A 20870-nucleotide genomic window follows, 5' to 3' on the forward strand; every position below is an offset into this window, starting at 1 on the left:
ACCCCGTACTCTCGGCAGTGCGTGGCCAATGGGAGGTGATCACGGTCGAGTCCGCGCGGAGCCGTAGGCACGTCATCCTGAGCGCCCTGACGGCCCTGCTGACCGTGATCGTCGGTGGGGTGCTGGCCGACCATTTCGTCCTCCAGGCGGAGTGGTGGCAGGTGAACCGCACCGTGACGCACGCGCCGCAGCCGCCGCTGGCCGATCTGGGGCCGCCGGCGACGCCGGTGACCGCGAGCTGGCAGCTGAGCACGCCGGTCGGCGACAGCGACCTGCCCGCCTATGACCGGGTGGCGTACACCGTCATGGACGGCCAGCTCGTCATCGTGTCCGGGCACGGCCTCGACGTCCGCGACGCGCGCACGGGCTGGGAGCGGTGGCACTACCACCGCGCGGAGTGGTCGGTGCTCGGCTGGGCGCGCACCGGGCAGGTGCTCGTCGCCTACCTCGAACGGACCGGGCACCGCGGCGACCGCCTCATGGTGGGCCTGGACGCGGTGAGCGGCACGCTGCTGTGGCGGCAACAAGGCGACGTGCCCGCCGCGACCGACCGCACCACGCTGCGCTGGCCGGCCGCCGGAGGAGTGGTGTTCGTCACGGGGGACGGGCGTCACACGCTGTACGGCCGGTCGGCGACGACGGGCCGGCGTCTGTGGACCAAGCGGCTCCCGCACGGCTGCCTGCTGCCCGAGGCGGTGCCGTACGCGTCGGGTAGCAGCGACACCATCGCCGCGTTCAGCATCGACTGCGGCGCGAGCGACAGGGTTCTGGTCGTCGACCGCGACCCGCGGTCGGGTCGGGCGAGGTTCACGGTCCTCGCCCGGAACACCGCGCGGTCGGCGGTCGCGGTCGGCGGTGACGTGACGGCCGTCTTCGACGGATCGTCGCTTGACGCGTTCGACCGGTCGGGCCGGCGTTTCCTGCACCGCGCGGGCCAGGATCTGTGCCGGGACATGTGCCCGATCGCGGTGACGGAGGGCCACCTGCTGATCGCCTACGAGGTCGGGCGGCGGCCCGAGGACGCCACGCCGACCCGCCGGCTCGAATCGGTGGACATCGCGTCCGGTTCGTCGTCCTGGCATCGCGACATGCCCGGGTACACCGCCCTGGCGGTCTCCGGAGGACTGGTGTACGGCCTGCGCTCGCGCCTCGCCGACCCGCTGCTGCCCGCCGGGGTGGACGTCATCGATCCGATCAGCGGGACCGGGACGACGGTGCCGATCCCCCTGGTCCTGCGGGCGGGCCTGGACGGCGTACGTCCCTGGCTGGCCGCGGGCGGCGGGATGCTGTACGTCGCCGCGCCGGCCGCGCGGCCGCGCCCGTTCGGGGCCGGCCGGCTCGTGGTGCTGCGCGGCGGGGTGCGCGGCGAAGGCCCTCCGGAGCTCTCCGGGGTGCCGGCCGACAAGTGGCCGGACGCCTGCTCGCTGCTGCCCAAGCGCGACCTGCCGCGGGGATACGCCGGTGAACCCGCGCCGACGACCGTCGACGGTCTGCGGCTCCCGGCCGGGTGCACCTTCCGGCCGCGTCACGCGCGCGGGCGAGGTCCCGACGGGCCTGAGCGGGAGGCGGGGGTGCTGTCGGTCACGGTCCAGTGGGTCTCGGTCGACGCCGCGACCGCGAAGGCGCTGTTCGCCGCGGCCCGCGACACGCAGAACGGCACGCGGGACCCGGTACGCGCCGGCGAAGAGGCGTACGCCATCGGCACGTCGTCGGGCACGGTCGTGATGCGGGTCGGCCGCACGATCGTGACCGTCACCTCCGGAGTGCCCGACACGGCGACGCGGATGGCGGCGGTGGTCGCCGCGCGGCTGCGCACGGCGTGACTTCAAGTCCGGCGTGACTTCAAGCGCGGGTGCGCGCCCAGTCCTCCAACTGGGCGACGAACAGCCGGGCCTGCTCGGGCCAGTGGAACCGCGCGCGGGCGGCCTCATGGCCCCGCTTGCCCATCTCCAGGCGCAGCGCCGGGTCGTCACGCAGCCGCCGGACCGCCGCGGCGGTCGCCTCGGGGTCCTCGAACGGCACGACGAGGCCGCAGTTCGCCTCGCCGACGATGCGGGCGGCGATCGGGTTCGGCGTGCTGATGACCGGGAGGCCGCGCGCCATGTACTCGACGACCTTCGTGGGCATCGAATGCCGGTAGTTCGGCGTGTCGTGCAACAGCGACAGGCCGGCGAGGGCGCCCTCGGCCATGCGCAGCGCCCGGTCGTTCGGCACGAACCCGTACCACCGCAGGATCCCCTCCCGCTGGGCGTCGCGCAGCAGCGGCCGTACGTCGGTGTCGGCGCCGCCGATCAGGTCCAGCATGATCCCGTCGGCGTGGACGAGCCGGGCCAGCGCGACCAGGTCCCTCACGCCGCGGGCGAACGACAGCTGCCCGACGTAGATGATCCGGTCGTCGCCGGGAGGGGCGGGCGGCGTGTCCGGGACGTGCGTGGTGTTCGGGACCACCGGATGCGGCTCGCGGAACCGGTCGCGGTACCCCTCCTCGGCCAGCAGGAGCTTCAGCCGGCGTTCGGCACGGCGCTCGAGCCGGCGCACGGCGAACCGCAGCGGGACGCGCAGGGGGGCCGGCAGCCAGCCCTTCGCGCCGAGCGCGGCGGCGGTGTCCTCGTGCACGTCCCAGACGGTGCGCGACCGCAGCCGGTGCGGCACCGCGAGCAGCAGCTCGGGGTCGTGCAGCAGGAGGATGTCGGCGTCCTTCGCGTGCGCGGCGAGGATACGGCGCGCCCTCCGCAGCGCGTGCAACCGCTTCCGGCCCGTCGCGCGTGGAACGTCGAGCGGATCGATGTCCGGCCAGGGCGCCACATTGCACGCCCTGAAGGGCGCCACATAAGTCACGTCGTGCCCAGCGTCCAAAAGCGCGCGGATCTGCCGGTGCAGAATTCGCGCATCCTCCGGGTGGTGCACGACGGTGCACACGAAAATCCGCATCGTTCTCACTTCACCGAGAGTCTCGCGGGCGCGGAAGAATATTCGGTTAATTCCATGAGGCCATCGGGTCACAGCAATTCGACGCGTTCGGCGGCCGATTCCTCGACGCGGCGCGTGCTGCCGCGGGTGTCGAAAAGCAGCCGCGCGTGCCGGGTCAGGCTCTCGCCGTCGTACTCGCGGTGGTCGGTGAGGACGACGACGAGGTCGGCCTCGGCGAGCGCCGTGTACAGCACGCGGGCGCGCGGCACCGGCTCGCCGTCGACCTCCCAGGTCTCGACGTGCGGGTCGTGGAAGCTCAGGTCGGCGCCCATCTTCCGCAGCCGCCGGGCGACCGGGCGGGCCGGCGACTCGCGCTGGTCGGCGATGTCGGGCTTGTACGTCACGCCGAGGACGAGCACCTTGGCGCCCTTCATCGCCAGGCCCTCGCGGTTGAGCAGGGCCTGCGCGCGCTCGACGACGTAGCGGGGCATCCGGTCGTTGATCTCCTGGGCGAGCTCGACGAACCGGAACGGGTAGCCGAGGGACCGCACCTTGTACGACAGGTAGTTCGGGTCGATCGGGATGCAGTGACCGCCGACCCCCGGTCCGGGGTAGAACGCCTGGAAGCCGAACGGCTTGGTGGAGGCGCAGGCGATCGCGTCCCACAGATCGATGCCCAGCTCGTTGCAGAACACCGCCATCTCGTTGACCAGCGCGATGTTGACGTGCCGGTAGGTGTTCTCCAGCAGCTTGGCCATCTCGGCCTCGCGGGTGCCCTTGGCCTGCACGACCTGGTCGACGAACTTGCCGTAGAACGCGGCGGCCGCTTGGGCGCAGGACGGCGTCAGGCCGCCGACGATCTTCGGGGTGTTGCGGACGCCGTACACCGGGTTGCCCGGGTCGATCCGCTCGGGGGAGAAGGCCAGGTAGAAGTCCTCGCCCGCGACCAGGCCCGACTCCTCCAGGATCGGCCGGACGACCTCCTCGGTCGTGCCCGGGTAGGTCGTCGACTCCAGCACCACCAGGGTGCCCGGGTCCAGGTGCCGCGCGACCGTCTGGGCGGCGGCCCGTACGGCCGTCAGGTCGGGGCCGCCGTCGGTCGACAGGGGCGTGGGCACGCAGATCACGACGGTGCGCGCACCGTCGAGGATGTCCTCGTCCCGTGAGGGCGTGAAGCCGGCGGCGAGCAGGTGCTCGACCTCCTCGGCGCTCACGTCGTCGACGTGGGAGAGGCCGGCCTTGAGCCCGGCGACGACACGGGCGTCGCGGTCCAGCCCGCCGACCCGGAGGCCGGCGCGGCCGGCCTCCCGTACGAGCGGGAGGCCGACGTAGCCAAGTCCGATGACCACCAGATCCACCAGGTGGCTCCCTTCAGGATGCTGCGGAGGCGATGTCCCGGTAGGCACCGAGACAGCGGGCGGTGACAGCCCGCCAGGTGCGGTGTGCCGCGACCCACTCTCGGGCCGCCTGTCCGATTTCGCCGCGTAGCTTTGGACTGTAAATGAGCTGGTCCAGGCAATTCGCCCATGCTTCCGGGTCTTCTGGAAGAGTTAACGTGCCGGTCACGCCCGGTTCGATGATTTCGCGAAGCGCTTTGACATCACTTGCTATTACTGGGATTCCCCCTGCCATCGCCTCCAGCGGTTTCAGCGGAGTCACCAACTGGCACACCCGGTCCGCCCTCCGCGGAACCGCGAAGACATCGAGGACTGCGTGATACCGACGGACCTGATCGACCGGCACCCGGCCGGTGAAGATCGCCGGCACCCTGAGCTCCGCGGCGCGGCGCTCCAGGGCCGGCCGTTCGGGCCCGTCGCCGACGAGCAGGAGCGTGAAGTCGCGCCGCAGCGCCGCCGCCTCGATGAGCGTGTCGATGCCCTCGAAGCCGTAGAAGGTCGAGGTCAGTCCCACGACCACGTCGTTCTCGGCGATGCCGAGGTCGGCGCGCAGCTTCGCCCCGTCCGGCAGAGGCTGCAGGAAGCCGTCGTCGACGGCGTTCGGCACGACGAGCACGTCGCCCACGCCGCCGCGGCCCTGGATCTCCGCGCGCATCGCCTCGCCCAGCGTCACGACCAGGTCGGCGTCGCGCATCCGTGCGCTCTCCAGCTCGCGGGTGAGCCGGTAGAACTCATCATCCGTCGACCGCGCCGGGTCCCGCGACAGCCAGGAGTCCTCCAGGAAGCCCCGTACCTCGTAGACGACCGGCAGGCCGTACCTCCGCCGCAACTCCAGCGCGACGGCCGCGTTGAGGTGGTTGCTGGCCGCGTGCAGCACGGCCGGGCGCAGCTCCTCGACGAGGCGTCCGGCCAGGTCGGCGGCCTTGCGCACCTCCTGGACGGGCCCGCGCGGCGGCAGCCAGGGCAGCAGCCGGTGGTAGGGGATCCCGTCCACCTCGCACTTCGGCCGCGCGTCCCGGACCCCCTGCGCGAGCGGGTAGCCCAGCCGCGTCACGACGTGCGGATCCAGGCCCAGCTCGCGCTGGGCGGACACGATCCGGTGCGTCCGCACGGTGTACCCGGCCTGCGTGCGCGGCAGCGCGTTCGTGACCAGGTGCAGCACCGCCATCCGGTCCCCGGCGGGGCGGCCCGCAGGGCGTACGGACCCAGTGGTCGGCGGGCGCGCCTCGGCGAGCAGCGCGCGAAGGTCCTCGGTCTCACGGTCCTGACGCTGTGGGGCCGGCGCGGCCAGCGCGCGGAACCGCGCGCGCACCGGTCCGGGGGCCACGCGAAGCGCCAGCCGTACGGCCAGCCGGACCGCCCGTCGTGGATCGGCGCGTGCGTGCCGCCACGCCAGCACCGTCCAGAAAAAGATCATCTTGGCCAGCTGCATGCTGGGCGAGGTTAGGGATCGTCCGTGAACGAAAGGGAAACGCAACAGTGATCGCTCATGTCCTCGGCGCCCGGCCGAATTTCGTCAAGGCGGCACCCGTCATCGCCGCCCTGTCCGGGACCCGGCCCGGCGCCGTGGATGCGGCCCGTGCCCAATGGGTGATCCACACGGGCCAGCACTACGACGAGCGCATGTCGGAGGTCTTCTTCCGCGACCTCGGCCTGCCCGAACCCGACGTGAACCTGGAGGTCGGGTCGGGGAGCCACGCCGCGCAGACAGCGGCGATCATGGTGGCGCTGGAGAAGGAGTTCATCGAGCGTTCACCCGAGCTCGTCATGGTGTACGGCGACGTGAACTCCACCATCGCCGCCGCCCTCGTCGCGGCCAAGTTGCGCATCCCGGTCGCCCACGTGGAGGCGGGGCTGCGCAGCTTCGACATGACGATGCCGGAGGAGGTCAACCGCCGGCTCGTCGACCAGCTGTCGGACCTGTGCTTCGTCACCAGCCCGGAGGCGGTCGGCCACCTCGCGGCGGAGGGCGTGGCCGTGGAGCGGATCCACTTCGTGGGCAACCCGATGATCGACACGCTGCTGGCCCACCTTGACGCCTTCGACACCGACGCCGTGCGGCGGGCGTACGACCTGCCCGAGCGGTACGCCGTGGCGACGCTGCACCGCCCCGCCAACGTCGACGACCCGGAGGTCGCCGCCGGCCTGGTCAAGCGACTGCACGAGATCGCCGAGCTGGTCGACGTCGTGATGCCGGTGCACCCGCGCGGACGGAAGGTGCTCACCGACGCCGGCCTGGACGCCCACCCGCGCGTGCGCCTGCTCGAGCCGCTCGGCTACGTCGAGTTCGTCGCGGCCGTACGCGGCGCGGCGGCCGTCGTCACCGACTCCGGCGGCGTGCAGGAGGAGACGACCATCCTCGGCGTGCCGTGCCTCACGCTCCGGCCCAACACCGAGCGGCCCATCACGATCACGCACGGCACGAACCGGCTCGTCACCGCCGACGACGTCGTCCCGGCGGTCGCGGAGACCCTGGCGGCCGGCCGCGGCGACCGGGAGCACCCGCCACTGTGGGACGGCCACGCCGGGCCGCGCATCGCCCGCGTCGTGGAGGGATGGCTCGGTGGCTGACCGGCAGGTGGCTCGGCTGAAGGCGGCCCTGGCCGACCGGGAGGCGCGCGTCCAGATCCTCGAGGCGCGGGTCGCCGCCCTGGAGGGATCGACGTCCCTGAAGGTGGGCCGAGCCGTCACCGACGCCGCCCGCAAGCCCGGCAAGGGCGTCGTCCAGCTGCCGCGCGAGCTGTACCGCATGTGGCGGCACCGGGGCGCGCCGAACGTCGTCACGTCCGTGGACGCGCGGGAGCGGCCGATGTTCACCGCCCGCGACGAGGACCGGCTGATCGCGGCGGCGCCCGCGACCGGTCTCGTGGTCGCCGGCGTGCTGGGCGCGGCCGCCGCCGAGGCCCTGGAGGACGTCGCGCACGTCGTGCCGCTGCTGCCGCACGACGCCGCCCTGGTCCTCGACACGACCGACGTCGACCTGGTGATCGTGGACGCCGCCGCCGGCGAACCCGGGGGGCCGTGGGCCTACCTCGGCGTGCCGGGCGTTCCCGACCGCGACCGGGCGCTGCTCGCCATGATGGGGGTCGCCCGCGACCGGGGCCGGCCGCTGGTGCTGGCCGGATCGGCCCCGGCGATCGCCGGGTTCGGCTGGGACGCCACCGTGGCGCCCGGGACGCCGATCGGCGAGGCGCTGCCCGGTCTGTGCGCCCGGTTCGGCATCACAGAGCTCTCATGATTCTGCGAGAAGGGGCTCTCATGACCTCGCGAGAAGGGGAACGCGTGCGCGCTCTGGTGTACGGCGACGTCGATCTGAACCTCATCGACGGGTCGGCGATCTGGGCCCAGGCGATGGTGCAGGCGCTGGACGCCGCGGGCGTCGAGGTGACGTTCGTCCTCAAGGCCCCGGTGCGGACCGGGCGCCTCGTCGACCCGCTCGAACAGCTGCCCGGGGTGACCGTTCTGCGGCGGCCCGAGGACGCGGCCACGTCGCTGACCGTCGACGAGACGGCCGCTCTGCTCACCGAGCTCGACGCCGAGCGGCCGTATGACCTGGTGGTCGTGCGCGGCCGGCGGCTGGCCGTGCGCCTGACCGGGACGCCGCTGGCCGGGCGGCTGTGGACGTACCTCACCGACGTGCCGCAGACCGTCGCCGAGCTGGACGGGAAGGCCCGTGGCGAGCTGGCGGCGGTCGCGAAGGCGTCGCGGTTCCTGCTCTGCCAGACCGAGGAGTTGCGCTGCCACCTGGAGGGCGTGCTGCACAGGGCGGCGGGCAAGTGCGTGCTGTTCCCGCCGGTCGTCGCGCTGCCCGAGGGCCTCGAGCCCGCGCCGGAGCGCACGCCCGGCCGGCCGCTGCGGCTCGTCTACACGGGCAAGTTCGCGCCGCGCTGGAACACCTACGAGATGACCGCGCTGCCGCGCCGCCTGGCCGCCCGCCACGTCGACGCCGAGCTGCACATGATCGGCGACAAGATCCACCATGACCGGAAGGACCCCGGCTTCGCCCGGCGCATGCGCGTGGCCCTGGAGTCGACGCCCGGCCTGACGTGGCACGGCGGTCACCCGCGGGCCGAGGCCATGCGCGTGTCGTCCGGCTGCGACGTCGGGCTCTCGTGGCGGCACCCCGAGCTCGACGCGAGCCTGGAACTGTCGACCAAGGTCCTGGAGATGGGGGCGCTCGGCCTGCCGGTGGTCCTCAACCGCACGCCGATGCACGAGAACCTCCTCGGCGCCGACTACCCGCTGTTCGCCGCGACCGAGGACGACGTCGTCGACGTGCTGGAGGCCGTGAGCGACCCGGAGGTCTACGCGCTGGCCCGCCGCCGGTGCCTGGACGCCGCACGGGCGTTCACGCTCGACGCGGCGGCCGAGCGGCTCCGCACGTACCTTCGGCAGGCGTTCCCGCCGCCGCTGCACGCCGACGGGTCCGGGCGGACGACGCGGGTCGTCGTCGCAGGACACGACCTGAAGTTCTTCAGCCGGCTGCTCGACCGCATCGGCGCGCTGCCGGACGTCGAGGTCCGCGTCGACCGCTGGCCCGCCCTCGGCTCCCACGACCCCGAGGTCAGCGCCGAGCTGGCGGAGTGGGCCGACGTGATCATCTGCGAGTGGTGCGGGCCGAACGCCGTCTGGTACAGCGAGTGGCGCAAGAGGCACGGCCGCCCGGACCAGCGGCTGATCGTGCGGCTGCACCGCTTCGAGCTGTACGGCGCGTGGCCGGGTCGGCTGGACATCGACCTGATCGACCAGGTCGTCTGCGTCAGCCCGTCGTACGCGGAGCTGACCCGCAAGATGACCGGCTGGCCCGCCGAGAAGATCACGGTGATCCCCAACTGGGTGGACGTCGCGCAGTTCGACCGGGCCAAGCTCCCGGGCGCGCGGCATCACCTGGGGATGATCGGGATCGCGCCGTGGCGCAAGCGCCTCGACCTGGCCGTGGACGTCCTGGAGGAGCTCCGGCGGCAGGACCCGCGCTTCACGCTGTTCGTGAAGTCGAAGCTGCCCTGGGACCTGCCGTGGATCTGGAACCGCACCGAGGAGCGTGAGGCGTTCGAGGCGCTGTTCCGGCGGATCCGGCGCTCGCCGCTGCTGGCCCGGTCGGTCGTGTTCGATCCGGCCGGGCCGGACGTCGCCGCGTGGCTGCGCCGCATCGGCTTCGTGCTGTCCACCAGCGACGACGAGAGCTTCCACCTGGCGCCGGCCGAGGGCATGGCGTCCGGGGCGGTGCCCGCGCTGCTCGGCTGGCCGGGCGCGGACACGATCTACGACCGGCGCTGGATCCACGAGTCGCCGTCCGCCATGGCCCGGGAGATCGCCGCGATGGTCGCGGAGGGCCGCTGGGACGAGGAGAGGGCGCGGGGCCGCGCGGAGGTCGCGCGGTCCTACGCCCTCGATCTCGTCGGCGAGCGATGGGTGGAGCTGCTCAGGCCTTCCGCGGACGCCGTAGCGGCACGAACGCCCACGACATATCCGGCTCAAGCGCCCAGTGCATGACCGTGCGCACCGGCGGGGTGCAGAGCAGCGTCGCCAGCACCGCGCCGGTCGCCGCGGTCCCCAGCACACCGGGAATCGTGTGCAGGAACGCCGCGTCGTACCAGCCCATGTACTCCATCAGCTTCGTGAAGAAGCCGTGGAGCAGGTAGGCGTACAACGTGGCGCCGCCCAGGCCGGTGAACCAGGTCTGGCGGCCCGGTACGAGGGTGAGGAACGCCGCCACCAGGACGATCGCCGCGGTCATGAGGGCCAGCCGCATGGCCGAGCCGGTGAGGTTACCGACGTGCAGGGCGGCGTTGCCGCTGCGCCAGTACACCCACTCGGTGGCCATGTGGCGGTCCGCGACGAAGAGGGTGAAGGCGAACCCGGCGAGGAGGGTCAGCGCCCCCAGCACCCTTGCCTTCGGCCGCTTCAGCAGGTCGAAGTGCTCCTGCTTGAGCATCAGCCCCAGGACGTAGAACGGCACGAGGCCGAACACGCGGTTCATCTCCAGGTCGTCCGGCAGGTCGCTCATGCCGGCGAGCAGTGACACGCCGACGGCGACCGCCACCGGCCAGCGGATCTGCTGCCAGACCGGCGTGGACAGGCGCCACATGAACAGCGCCATCAGGAACCAGGTGAGGTAGTACGGGTCGAGCAGGCTGATCTCGAAGTCGGAGCTGCCGACCGCCCAGTGGTAGGTCGAGTACGCCGTCTCGAACACGACGTACGGCACACCCAGGTTGGTGATCAGCTTGCGGGCCTTGCCCCCGGAGAACGTGAAGTTCCGGGAGAAGTAGCCGGTGATCACGATGAACACCGGCATGTGGAACGTGTAGACGAACAGGTAGAGCGCGTGCGCGAGGCGGACGTCGCGCAGGTCGACGATCGAGTGGCCGGCGACGACCAGGACGATCGCCAGGAACTTGGCGTTGTCGAAGAACGGGTCCCGCCTGCGACGGCCGGGAGCCGGGCTCTCGGCGCGTGCGGGGGCGAGGGGCTCGGCGGTCACGACGGGCAGATCGGGAGTCGTGACCGGACTCTGCGGGGATGCGGCGGAGTGCGTGGTCGGCGAGGTCATCGATTCCAGAAGAGTGGAGACGGTGGGTCCGGGCCCCGAAAGCACCGGGGCGAGAAATGACCATACCGACAGTCCGAGGCACATGCGGGGCGATGCTCGAACTCTGGGGAACCTTTCAGCTACGCGGAGTGGTCGTTCGGTCCCTCTCGGTTTACGCGGCGTTAACCTATGACTTGTCCGAGCAGAGGTCCGCAGCGGCGTTCACCGCGCCCGCCGCGCTCGAGGCGGGGATGGACGCCGACGCGCTCTTCAGGCCCTGCCAGTCGGGCCCCAGGACGAGGTCCACGGTCCCGGCCGGGGTGTCCTGCCCGGCGACGGGCTTGGCGCCCGGGACCACCTGGGCGAGCGCGGCGGCCTGCTGGTCGGCGCCGGTGCCATAGCGCACCTCGGTCTTGGCCGGCCTGGTGCCGTTCAGGGTGCCGACCTTGCCGACCTGGTAGCCGCGTGCGGTGAGCTGGTCGCCGGCCCGCCCGGCGAGCCCGGGCGTCGTCGTGCCGTTGAGCACCTGGACCTTCACCTGCGACGGCTGGAGGTTCACCTTCTTGACCGGAGTCGAGGCCTGCACCTTGTTGTCGTTGCGGATCGCGGCGAACAGGTTGTTCGCGTCCGGCTGCCGCCAGGCGACGCGGTTGGGGTCGGGGGCGTAGGCGCCCCACGGCACGGTGATGAACTGCACCTTGCCGGCCGACATGCCCTGCACGCTGCCGGCGACCTTCTTCATCTCGTCGACCGTGAAGTCCTTGTCGGTCGTGACGGACTTCGTCATGGCGTTGAGGAAGCCCAGCAGCTTCGACGGGTTGGTCAGGGTGCCGTTGCTCGTGGCCTTCTTGACCACCGCGCCGAGGAATTTCTGCTGGCGCTTGATGCGGTCGGTGTCCGAGCCGTCGCCCAGGCCGTGCCGCGTGCGGACGTAGGCCAGTGCCTGCTCGCCCTTGACGACGTGCCGCCCGGCGGACAGGTACAGCTTGCTCGCCTTGTCGGCGACGCGCTTGGGCAGGCAGATCTCCACGCCGCCGAGCGTGTCCACGACCCGCTTGAAACCCGAGAAGTCGACCTTGACGAAATGATCGATGCGGATTCCGGTCAGCGTCTCGATCGTGTGCCACGTGCAGCCGGCGCCGCCGTTGTTGAACGACTCGTTGATCATTCCCAGGTGCGCCGGGATGGCGTGGCCGCTGGTCGACGTGCACTGCGGCAACTGCACCATCGAGTCACGGGGGAAGCTGATCCCGACGGCCTTGCTCCCGCCCGGCGACAGGTGCAGCAGGATCATCGTGTCGGAGCGTTCGCCGACGTCCCGGCCGTATTTGGCGTTCGCGCCGTTCCGCTGGTCCGAGCCGATGAGCAGGACGTTCAGGGCCTTGTTCAGCTTCGGCGGCCGCTTGCCTCCGAGCTGGGCGGCGACGTCCTCGTGCTTGATGTTGCCCTCGAGCTTCCGGTACGTCGCGTAGGCGGCCAGGCTGGTCCCGACGAGGACCACCGCCATGGCGATCGAGGCCCAGCCGACGACGCGCCACCAGACCCCCCGGTTCGGCGGGGGGCCGGACGGGTAGTCCTGGTCGAGGTACTCGTAGTCGCTGATCATCGGCCCCATAGGCTAGGCGAAGGTATGGAACGGGCGATCCGGTCAGATCACGGATGTCACATGTTCTACGGAGATTCGGCGTTCCAAGGTTGATTCATCTAGGTTTTGGCAGATTATTACTGATCCGTCGGAGGTCAAGGGTCCGAGCAGACCTTTGAGGAGACCTTGAGGTGTGTCGAAACCAGCAGTGGTGAGCACCCGGGCACCCTCCGGCGTGCCCAACGCCCGGGCCTCGGTGACGAGTTCCGACCCGGTCAGGGACCGGTCGGTGAACTCCACCGCCGGAGCGTCCGGGTCGAGCCCGCCGCCGGAGAACCGGTCGCCGTACGCGCGCACCTCCACCGCATAGTCGGTCACACCCGGGGGGCACTCCGCCAGCGGCGCGCCGAGGGCGTGCAGGGACAATCCGACCACGTCGGCGGCCGTGTCGGCCGCTTCGGCCAGCCGGGCGGGCCCCGCCGCTACGATGTCGGCGTCGCCCGGGATGGCGCCGTCGCCGACCGGCAGCACCGTCAGCCCGGCCGACCAGCATGCGAACAGCCAGACGGCGGTCTGCCAATGCCCCGGAAGGGCCAGGGCCACCCGTCCGGACGGTACCGCACCGAGCCCGTCGACCAGCAGGTTCGCGGTCTTGGCCACCCAGTTGTCGAACGTCTTCACCGACAGCTCGACACGTTCGCCGGTGGCGTCGTCGTAGAAGGTGACGAGCGGACGGGACGGGTCGGTGGCCAGGGCCCCACGCAGGAGCTCAACGGGATGTGACATGAAAGTGAAGATTACGGCCACACGGGCTCCAAGCTCACGTGGCCGTTACTCTCCCGACTCGATGGACGACATCGACGGAGGACCCGGGGCGTCCCGGGGAGGCCTCTTTCTCGCGCGCCTGACCGTCGCCCCAGTGCTGCTCCTGGTCTCCTGGCTGGCGGTGGGCCTGCCCCTGCTGATGGCGGGCGTGTTCACCCCCTGGGTGGCGATCCCGCTGTTCGTGCCGGTGGCGGCGGTCACGCTGACGTTCGGGCTGCGGGCCGTGCGGCCCGCGGGCGAGGTGACGGGCCGGTCCTCCTGGTGGCCGGTGGCGGGCGTGCTCGCCGTCGCGGTGGCATTCGGCGCGCTGCAGCTGGTGATGTGCTCCCAGCAGATCGTCGTGCGCCGCGACCCGGCCTCGTACTTCAACTTCGCGACCTGGCTGACGGGCCACGGCTCGCTGCCGATCCCGCAGATGCGGTGGGCCTTCGGCGGCGGGGACGGCGCGCTGACGTACGGCAGCCCGGCGTTCTACCAGCGCGGCGGCGTCCTCGTGCCGCAGTTCATGGCCGGGATGCCGCTGATCGTCACGCCGGGCGGCTGGCTCGGCGGCCCGTACGCGACGCTGGCGGTCATGCCGGTGATCGGAGCGCTGGCGCTGGTGTCGTTCGCCGGCCTGGCGGGCCGGCTGATCGGCCCCCGGTGGGCGCCCGTCGCCGCCCTCGCGCTCGGCCTCACCTGGCCGATGATGATGATCTCCCGTTCCATCTACAGCGAGACCGGCGCGCTCATCCTGATGCTCGGCGGGGTGTGCCTCACCCTCGACGCGGTCCGCTCGGGCCGTCGCCTGCCGGCGCTCCTGGGCGGGCTGGCGCTCGGGCTGACGATCCTCGTGCGCATCGACGGGATACGCGACGTCCTGCCGGTGGTGGCGTTCGCGGGGCTGCTGCTGGCGCTGCGGCGGCGCGCCGGCCTCCCGCTGCTGGCCGGGCTGACGGCCGGCGTCGGCGCGGGCCTGCTCGAGGGCTTCGTGATGTCCCGGCCGTACCTTCACTACCTGAGCGCGTCGCTGCACCCGCTCGTGTACATCGCGGCGCTGGTGGTCGCCGCCACCGCGGTCGTGAGCCTGGCGATCCGCCGCTGGGGGCTGCCGGACCTCACCCGTTTCCGGCTGCCGGACCTGGCCGTCCCCGCGACGTTCGCGGTGCTGGCCTTCTTCGCCGCCCGCCCGATCCTCCAGACCGTACGACGGGTGCCGCACAACCCCGACGACCAGGTCAACGCCGCCTTCATCGCCGCCCTGCAGAGGTCCCAGGGGCTGCCGGCCGACCCGAACCGCCAGTACTCCGAGCTCAGCCTGCACTGGGTGGCGTGGTACATCGGGGTGCCCGCGGTCCTGCTGGCCGCGGTGGGCGCCGCGCTGGTCGCGCGCGACCTCCTGCGCCGGCGCCGCACCGCCTGGCTCCTGCCGTACGCGCTCATCGTCTGGACCACCGGCACGACGCTCTGGCGGCCGGGCATCACGCCCGATCACCCGTGGGCGAGCCGACGCCTGATCGGGGTGGTGATCCCGGGGCTGCTGCTGTTCGCGCTCTGGGCCGTCGCCTGGGCGGCGCGCCGCGCGCGGCGGTTCCGCCGCGGCCGTCCGCTCTCGGCCGGCGTCGCCGCCGTGGGCGCGCTGCTGATCCTGGTGCCGACCGCGGTGGCCTCGGCGCCGATGGCGCTCGCACGGACCGAGGAACGCGAGGTCTCCCAGGCGCAGTCGATGTGCCGGGCCATCGGCCCGAACGCCTCGGTCATCATCGTCGAACGCGTCACGGGTGACCGGTTCACGCAGCTGATCCGCGGCATGTGCGGCACGCCCGCCGCCCGCGTGCGCGTCCACGCCGGTTTCAAGACCGCTCCCGAGGACGACGTGGCGCGGGTCGTCCGGAAGGTCGCGGCGGCGGGCCGTCGCCCGGTGCTGCTGGGCGCCGACGGCGTCGACGTGTCACCGTACGGGCCGGTCCGGCGGGTCTTCCACGTCCACACGCGCCGCGACGCGAGCGCCCTGGTGTCGGCTCCGCAGGGCACATGGTCGCTCACGATCAACGTCTGGATGGCCGATCCTGTGTACAGAGGGTGAACAGTGCGTACGCTAAGGACCGTGTCCCAGACTGGGCGACTATCCTCGCCGGGCGTGACTACCACGCCCCATGTGACGATCGTTCTGCCGTGCTACAACGAGCAGGACCACGTCATCGACGAGGTCGAGCGCATCTGCAAGGCGATGGACGCCAGCGGGCAGACCTACGAGCTGCTGGCCGTCGACGACTGCTCGACCGACGACACACTGGCCCGGCTCGAGCAGGCGGCGCCGCACTACCCCAACATGCAGGTCGTGCCGTTCCACCGCAACGGCGGGTCGGGCACCGTCCGGCGGATCGGCTCCCAGCAGGCCCGGGGTGACATCGTCGTCTGGACCGACGCCGACATGACCTATCCGAACGAACGCATCCCCGAGCTGGTCGACATCCTCGACCAGGACCCGACGGTCGACCAGGTCGTGGGCGCCCGCACCACCGAGGAGGGCACCCACAAGTTCCTGCGGGTGCCGGCCAAGTGGTTCATCCGCAAGACGGCCGAGGTGCTCGCCGGGCAGAAGATCCCCGACCTGAACTCCGGCCTGCGGGCGTTCCGCAAGGACGTCGCCGAGCCGTACCTCAAGCTGCTGCCGCCGGGATTCTCGTGCGTCACGACGATCACGCTGGCGTTCCTGTCGAACCAGCACGACGTCCGCTACGTGCCGATCGACTATGCCAAGCGGGCCGGCAGCTCGAAGTTCCACTTCGTGCACGACGCGTACCGCTACATCCTGCAGGTGCTGCGGATGGTGATGTACTTCAACCCGCTCAAGGTCCTGATGCCGCTCGCACTGTGGCTCCTGGGACTCGGCGTGGCCAAGGGCATCCTCGACATGGTCCTGCACCCGCTGCGGTTCGCGATCAACACTGTGCTGATCTTCGTGACCGGATTGATCATCGCGTCGATGGCGTTGCTGGCCGACCTGATCGTGCGATCGCGGGGAGACACGTGAGCCCGAGCGGCGTGACGGGAAGGCGGGGCCGACCGTGAAGATCGCGATCGTCGGGCCCGCGTTCCCGTACAAGGGCGGCGGCGCCCACCACACGACCGAGCTGGCGCACCGGCTGGCCGCCGCCGGGCACGATGTGACGCTGGAGTCGTGGAAGGCGCAGTACCCCTCCTTCCTCTACCCGGGCGAGCAGACGATCGCGACCCCGGAGGGCGAGCCGTACCCCGGCACCCGGCACACGCTGGCCTGGTACCGCCCGGACGGCTGGCTGCGCATCGGCCGCCGGCTGCGCTCCCAGGACCTCGTCATCCTCGTCGTACTCTCGCCCGTGCAGGTTCCGGCCTACCTCGGCATGCTGGTCGGCCTGGGCGCCCGCGAGGAGGCGTCGGGACCCCGTGTCATCGCGCTCTGCCACAACGTTCTGCCGCATGAGCGCAAGCCGTACGACGTGCCGCTCATGCGGCGGCTGCTGAAGCGCGTCGACGGCGCCCTCGTGCACTCCGCCCAGCAGGCGCAGCTCGCCCGCGACCTGGCACCGGGCACCCCGGTGCGCACGGCGGTGCTGCCCGCGCACCTGCCGACGCCTCCCCATGGGACGCCCGTTTTCACGGGCGCGCCGGAGGGCCCGTGGCAGCGCCTGCTGTTCTTCGGCATGGTCCGGCCGTACAAGGGCCTGGACGTGCTGCTGCGGGCGCTCGCGCGGATGGACGACGTCGCGTTGACCGTCGCCGGGGAGTTCTGGGGCGGCGCCGAGGAGGTCCGCGGCCTGATCTCCTCGCTCGGGCTGGAGGACCGGGTGGAGCTGCGGCCCGGATACGTGCCGGCCGCCGAGGTCCCGGAGCTGTTCGCCCGCGCCGACGCCCTCGTCCTGCCCTACCGCACCGCCACGGCCTCACAGAACGTCTTCATGGCCTACGAGCACGGCATCCCGGTCATCGCCACGCGCGCCGGCACCCTCGCCGATCACGTCCGCGAGGGCGTCGACGGGGTGCTGTGCGAGGCCGACGACGTCGACTCGCTCGCCGACGCCCTGCGCCGGTTCTACGCGCCGGGCGAGCCGGCGCGGCTGCGGGCGGGCGTGCGGCCCGTCGACTCCGAGCCGCACTGGGCCTCCTACCTCGAACAGCTCCTCACGGCCGGCCCGCTCGTCGGGAGCGGCGCCGGCGGCGAGGAGCGATCGGCCTGAGACCTCAGAGCCCGCGCGGAATGAACGGCCGGACTCGCGGCGCCCATTCCGCGCGGGACCTCAGAGGTGCGGGGTGATCGCCTTGAGGAGGGCGCGCTTCGGCTTGGCGCCGGTGATCTGCTCGACGACCTCGCCGTCCTTGAACAGCAGGAGGGTCGGCAGCCCGAGCACGTTGTACTTGCCCGGGGTCGACTGGTTCGCGTCGTAGTCGAGCTTGGCGATCTTCAGTTTGCCGGCGTACTCGCCGGCGATCTCGTCCAGGACCGGCGCGATCATGCGGCACGGGCCGCACCACGACGCCCAGAAGTCGACCAGCACGGGCGTGTCGCTCTTCAGGACGTCCTGGTCGAACGTCTTGTCGGTCACGGTGATGGGCTCGGCCACGGGAGCCATTGTCTCTCCTTCCGGTACGCCGCGTGTGCGGCGTCGGTCAACACCGATCACAAGGCCGGTGGACCTGGCGATATTCCAGCGGGGAGAGGTTAGTCGACCGGGCCCGCCACCGGCTCGACGTCGTCCTCGACGAGCACGGGGTGCCGGGTGCCGAGGAGGACGGCGGCGCCCGCCCACGCGAGGTCGGCGACGGTCAGGACGACGCGGGAGGCGAGCGCGACGACCAGCGGCGCGCCGGCCGCCGGCAGCACCGGCCCGAGCGTCACGGTCAGCGCGGCCTCCCGCACGCCCACGCCGCCGGGAGCGATGACGATGATGAACCCCGCGGTGAACGCCAGGGCGTACGCCCCGGTGGCGAGGAAGAACCCGTGCCCGCCCGCCGCCCGCACGAGCAGCCAGGTGTGCGCGCCGAACAGGAGCCAGCCCAGCGCGGTCCAGGCGACCGCCCGCGCCATCGTGCCGAGCCCGGCGGTGCGGGCCAGGGGTTGCCGCCGTGCCAGCCGCAGCGCGCGGTTCAGCGCGAACGCCAGCACCCGGGGATGCAGCATCGCGAGGAACAGCGGCGCGAGGACGAGCAGCCACCAGTAGCGGTGCGTCGCGTCCGGCGAGGTGAACGGCAGCGTCACGGTGGCGACCGCGCAGCCGGTGGCGACCGTCGTGGCCATCGACAGCACGCCGGCGCTCGCGCCGCGCTCGCGCGGCACCCGGTGCTCCTTGGCCAGCTCCATCTGGGCGACGAGTGCCCACACCGACCCGGGGATGTACTTGCCGAGCTGGGAGACGAAGTAAACCCGCACGGCCGCCCGCAGGGGCAGCGGCGAGCCCAGGCCGGCCAGCAGGCGGCGCCAGGCGAGCATCCACGCGCCGAGCCCGAGCACCCCTGCTGCGAGCGCGGCGCCGACGTACGGCCAGGACAGCTCGGTCACCGCGTGCCGCGTGTCGTCCCAGCGGGCGAACAGTCCGTAGCCGCAGAAGCCCAGCGCGGCGACGACGAGGGCGACGCGCGCGAGGCGGCTCGCTCGCAGGCGGGAGATCACGCGGCCAGACTAGTCGGTACGCCCCGGTGAACACTCGGTGATCAGCGGGTACGCGCCCCGGCGGGGCCGTAGAGTAAGGACGCGATGAAACTCAACGACGCGAAGGCCTTCGTCGGCCATCAGGTGCACGTGTGCCGTTTCCGCGAGGCCGGGACCCTCCTGCGCTGGATGGGCGACGACCTGCGCGGCAAGCGGGTGCTCGACGTGGCCGGCGGCGACGGCTACTGGGCCGGGCAGGCCCGCAAGCGCGGCGCGCAGGCGGTCTCGATCGACCTTGCGCGCGGCAAGATGCTGTACGGGCAGACCCTGAAGCACCCGCCGGCCCTGATCGAGTGCGACGCGCTGCGGCTGCCCTTCGCCGACGGCAGCTTCGACGCCCTGCTGTCGGTGTGCGCGATCGAGCACTTCGACGACGGCGGCAAGGCACTCGACGAGATGTCGCGCATCCTGAAGCCCGGCGGCGAGCTGTTCATGTCCGCCGACGTGCTCAGCCGGTCACGCGACTGGCCCAAGCTGCGCGAGGCGCACTGCGCGAAGTACCACGTGCAGCACACCTACACCCACGAGAGCCTCGGGGAGCTGCTGGCCGACCGCGGCATGGAGCTCGCCGACTACTCCTACCAGTTCCGCACCCGCGCGACCGAGCGTCTCTACCTCTCCCTGTCGGCGTACGGCGGCCGGATGGGGTTCAACGCCGCCGCGCCGCTCGCGCCGCTGGTCGCGCTCGCCGACCGGCGCAGTCCCAACGATCGTGGCAGCATCGTTCTCATCAGGGCGCGCAAGAACGGGTGACGTCCCCCTGTCGGCGATCGATCGGCGTAGGCTTCCCACGGGGAAACCGGACGGAGGGGGCGACACCGTGGTGCCTCGTGTGCTTGTCGACGCGACCGCCGTGGCCGCCGACCGCGGCGCGCTCGGGCGTTACGTCGACGGGCTGATCGGCGCGCTGCACCGCGCGGACGCCGATCTGGCCGTCGTCTGCCAGCGGTCGGACGAAGAGCGGTACGGCCGGCTGGCGCCGAAGGCGCGGGTCGTCGCCGGCCCGACCGCCATCGCGCACCGCCAGGCGCGCCTGGCCTGGGAGCAGACGGGCCTGCCGCTCATCGCGCAGCAGGTCGGCGCGCACCTCATTCACGCGCCGTACTACTCGATCCCGCTGCGTCCGGGCCTGCCGACCGTCGCGACGGTCCACGACATGGCGTACTTCACCGATCCGGAGGCGCACAATCCGGTCAAGACGACGTTCATCAGGTCGGCGACGCGTACGGCGGCGCGACGCGCGACCCGGGTGATCGTTCCGTCGAAGGCGACTCGCGACGAGATCGTCCGGTTGCTGGGCGCGGACCCGACGCGGATCGACGTCGCCTACCACGGCGTCGATCACACGATCTTCCATCCGCCCACCGAGGAGGAGCGGCGGCGCGTCTCCGACCGGCTCGGCCTGCACGGGCGTTCCTACATCGCGTTCCTCGGCGCGCTCGAGCCGCGGAAGAACGCTCCGAACCTCATCCGCGGCTGGGTCGAGGCGACGGCCGACCTGGAGATCCCGCCCGCGCTCGTCCTGGCCGGCAGCGGCGGATGGGACGACGAGCTGGACGCCGCGCTGGCCGACGTTCCGTCCCGCATGCGGCTGCTCCGGCCGGGCTACCTGCCGTGGCCGTCGTTGCCTGGGTTCTTCGGCGGGTCGCTGACGGTGGCGCTGCCGAGCCGGGGTGAGGGGTTCGGTCTGCCGGTCCTGGAGGCGATGGCCTGCGGCGCGACCGTGCTGACGACCCCCCGGGCATCGCTGCCGGAGGTCGGCGGCGACGCCGTCGCCTACACCGAGCCCGACGCCGAGGACATCGCCGTGGCGCTGCGCGCGCTGATCGACGACCCGGAGCGGCGCGGACTGCTCGCCGAGGCGGCGCACGCGCGTTCCCGAGAATTCACGTGGGCGGCATCCGCCGAGGCCCATCTGGCGGCGTATCAGCGCGCCGTCGAACAGTAAGGTTG

The 20870-nt window shown here is 72.0% G+C and carries 17 protein-coding genes; 9 read left to right on the forward strand and 8 right to left on the reverse strand.

The annotated features are described in order from the left end of the window. The first annotated feature begins 17 nt into the window (after positions 1-17). Positions 18-1823, forward strand: coding sequence for an outer membrane protein assembly factor BamB family protein (locus tag NE236_RS07515; protein WP_252841077.1), 1806 nt, complete (start codon positions 18-20; stop codon positions 1821-1823). Positions 1824-1842: 19 nt separating this feature from the next. Here the strand turns inward: NE236_RS07515 and NE236_RS07520 are convergent, their stop codons facing one another. The 3 genes from NE236_RS07520 to NE236_RS07530 form a co-directional block, all read right to left on the reverse strand. Continuing rightward, positions 1843-2931 (reverse strand): glycosyltransferase, encoded by a 1089-nt coding sequence (locus NE236_RS07520; protein ID WP_252841078.1) that lies wholly within the window; start codon positions 2929-2931, stop codon positions 1843-1845. A gap of 68 nt (positions 2932-2999) precedes the next feature. Beyond that, positions 3000-4268, reverse strand: a complete 1269-nt coding sequence (locus NE236_RS07525) for a nucleotide sugar dehydrogenase (protein ID WP_252841079.1) — start codon at positions 4266-4268, stop codon at positions 3000-3002. 13 nt (positions 4269-4281) lie between these two features. Continuing rightward, entirely contained in the window at positions 4282-5739 is a 1458-nt protein-coding gene (locus NE236_RS07530) for a glycosyltransferase family 4 protein (RefSeq protein ID WP_252841080.1), read from the reverse strand. A gap of 50 nt (positions 5740-5789) precedes the next feature. On the opposite strand from NE236_RS07530, the gene wecB reads away from it, so the two are divergent. From wecB to NE236_RS07545, 3 genes are read left to right on the forward strand one after another with little or no spacing between them, the layout of a single operon-like run. Beyond that, complete coding sequence (gene wecB, locus NE236_RS07535; protein WP_252841159.1) at positions 5790-6878, forward strand: non-hydrolyzing UDP-N-acetylglucosamine 2-epimerase; 1089 nt, start codon at positions 5790-5792, stop codon at positions 6876-6878. Continuing rightward, positions 6871-7545, forward strand: a complete 675-nt coding sequence (locus NE236_RS07540) for a hypothetical protein (protein WP_252841081.1) — start codon at positions 6871-6873, stop codon at positions 7543-7545. The genes wecB and NE236_RS07540 overlap by 8 nt, the downstream gene beginning before the upstream one ends. Positions 7546-7565: 20 nt before the next feature. Beyond that, on the forward strand, positions 7566-9800 hold the full coding sequence (locus NE236_RS07545) for a glycosyltransferase (protein WP_252841082.1): 2235 nt from the start codon (positions 7566-7568) through the stop codon (positions 9798-9800). Here the strand turns inward: NE236_RS07545 and NE236_RS07550 are convergent. The 3 genes from NE236_RS07550 to NE236_RS07560 all read right to left on the reverse strand — a co-directional run bounded on the left by NE236_RS07550 (position 9730) and on the right by NE236_RS07560 (position 13210). Beyond that, on the reverse strand, positions 9730-10860 hold the full coding sequence (locus NE236_RS07550) for an acyltransferase family protein (RefSeq protein ID WP_252841083.1): 1131 nt from the start codon (positions 10858-10860) through the stop codon (positions 9730-9732). The two genes, NE236_RS07545 and NE236_RS07550, sit on opposite strands and share 71 nt — an antisense overlap. A 166-nt stretch (positions 10861-11026) precedes the next feature. Beyond that, positions 11027-12445 (reverse strand): LCP family protein, encoded by a 1419-nt coding sequence (locus NE236_RS07555; protein ID WP_252841084.1) that lies wholly within the window; start codon positions 12443-12445, stop codon positions 11027-11029. 42 nt (positions 12446-12487) lie between these two features. Continuing rightward, on the reverse strand, positions 12488-13210 hold the full coding sequence (locus tag NE236_RS07560; RefSeq protein WP_252841085.1) for a TIGR03089 family protein: 723 nt from the start codon (positions 13208-13210) through the stop codon (positions 12488-12490). 61 nt (positions 13211-13271) lie between these two features. On the opposite strand from NE236_RS07560, the gene NE236_RS07565 reads away from it, so the two are divergent. Genes NE236_RS07565 through NE236_RS07575 form a run of 3 tightly spaced genes read left to right on the forward strand, consistent with a single transcriptional unit; the run spans position 13272 to position 17448 of the window. Continuing rightward, positions 13272-15314: a hypothetical protein gene (locus NE236_RS07565; RefSeq protein ID WP_252841086.1), complete on the forward strand. Its 2043-nt coding sequence runs from the start codon at positions 13272-13274 to the stop codon at positions 15312-15314. A gap of 54 nt (positions 15315-15368) precedes the next feature. Further along, positions 15369-16265 carry a glycosyltransferase family 2 protein gene (locus tag NE236_RS07570; protein WP_252841087.1) on the forward strand — a complete coding sequence of 299 codons (897 nt, stop codon included), beginning with the start codon at positions 15369-15371 and terminating at the stop codon, positions 16263-16265. Positions 16266-16299: 34 nt separating this feature from the next. Continuing rightward, positions 16300-17448: a glycosyltransferase family 4 protein gene (locus NE236_RS07575; RefSeq protein ID WP_252841088.1), complete on the forward strand. Its 1149-nt coding sequence runs from the start codon at positions 16300-16302 to the stop codon at positions 17446-17448. A 60-nt stretch (positions 17449-17508) separates the two neighbouring features. Here NE236_RS07575 and trxA read toward each other — a convergent pair whose 3' ends face one another. Beyond that, positions 17509-17841, reverse strand: a complete 333-nt coding sequence (trxA, locus tag NE236_RS07580; protein WP_252841089.1) for a thioredoxin — start codon at positions 17839-17841, stop codon at positions 17509-17511. An 89-nt stretch (positions 17842-17930) separates the two neighbouring features. Further along, positions 17931-18878 carry a lysylphosphatidylglycerol synthase transmembrane domain-containing protein gene (locus NE236_RS07585; protein ID WP_252841090.1) on the reverse strand — a complete coding sequence of 316 codons (948 nt, stop codon included), beginning with the start codon at positions 18876-18878 and terminating at the stop codon, positions 17931-17933. 84 nt (positions 18879-18962) lie between these two features. Between NE236_RS07585 and NE236_RS07590 the strand changes: the two genes are divergently transcribed. Both NE236_RS07590 and NE236_RS07595 read left to right on the forward strand, forming a co-directional pair. Continuing rightward, complete coding sequence (locus tag NE236_RS07590; protein ID WP_252841091.1) at positions 18963-19670, forward strand: class I SAM-dependent methyltransferase; 708 nt, start codon at positions 18963-18965, stop codon at positions 19668-19670. Between the two features lie 67 nt (positions 19671-19737). Next, positions 19738-20865 (forward strand): glycosyltransferase family 4 protein, encoded by a 1128-nt coding sequence (locus NE236_RS07595; RefSeq protein ID WP_252841092.1) that lies wholly within the window; start codon positions 19738-19740, stop codon positions 20863-20865. Positions 20866-20870: the final 5 nt, after the last annotated feature.

Origin of the sequence: Actinoallomurus purpureus (assembly GCF_024055795.1) — a bacterium.
GTDB classification, from domain to species: domain Bacteria; phylum Actinomycetota; class Actinomycetes; order Streptosporangiales; family Streptosporangiaceae; genus Actinoallomurus; species Actinoallomurus purpureus.

Excerpts from the sequence above, each read along its gene's own strand:
- NE236_RS07555 (WP_252841084.1), bottom strand. The coding sequence starts at position 12,445 with ATGATCAGCGACTACGAGTACCTCGACCAGGACTACCCGTCCGGCCCC.
- trxA (WP_252841089.1), bottom strand. The coding sequence starts at position 17,841 with ATGGCTCCCGTGGCCGAGCCCATCACCGTGACCGACAAGACGTTCGAC.
- NE236_RS07550 (WP_252841083.1), bottom strand. The coding sequence starts at position 10,860 with ATGACCTCGCCGACCACGCACTCCGCCGCATCCCCGCAGAGTCCGGTC.
- NE236_RS07545 (WP_252841082.1), top strand. The coding sequence starts at position 7,566 with ATGACCTCGCGAGAAGGGGAACGCGTGCGCGCTCTGGTGTACGGCGAC.
- NE236_RS07530 (WP_252841080.1), bottom strand. The coding sequence starts at position 5,739 with ATGCAGCTGGCCAAGATGATCTTTTTCTGGACGGTGCTGGCGTGGCGG.
- NE236_RS07590 (WP_252841091.1), top strand. The coding sequence starts at position 18,963 with ATGAAACTCAACGACGCGAAGGCCTTCGTCGGCCATCAGGTGCACGTG.
- NE236_RS07560 (WP_252841085.1), bottom strand. The coding sequence starts at position 13,210 with ATGTCACATCCCGTTGAGCTCCTGCGTGGGGCCCTGGCCACCGACCCG.
- NE236_RS07565 (WP_252841086.1), top strand. The coding sequence starts at position 13,272 with ATGGACGACATCGACGGAGGACCCGGGGCGTCCCGGGGAGGCCTCTTT.
- NE236_RS07520 (WP_252841078.1), bottom strand. The coding sequence starts at position 2,931 with ATGCGGATTTTCGTGTGCACCGTCGTGCACCACCCGGAGGATGCGCGA.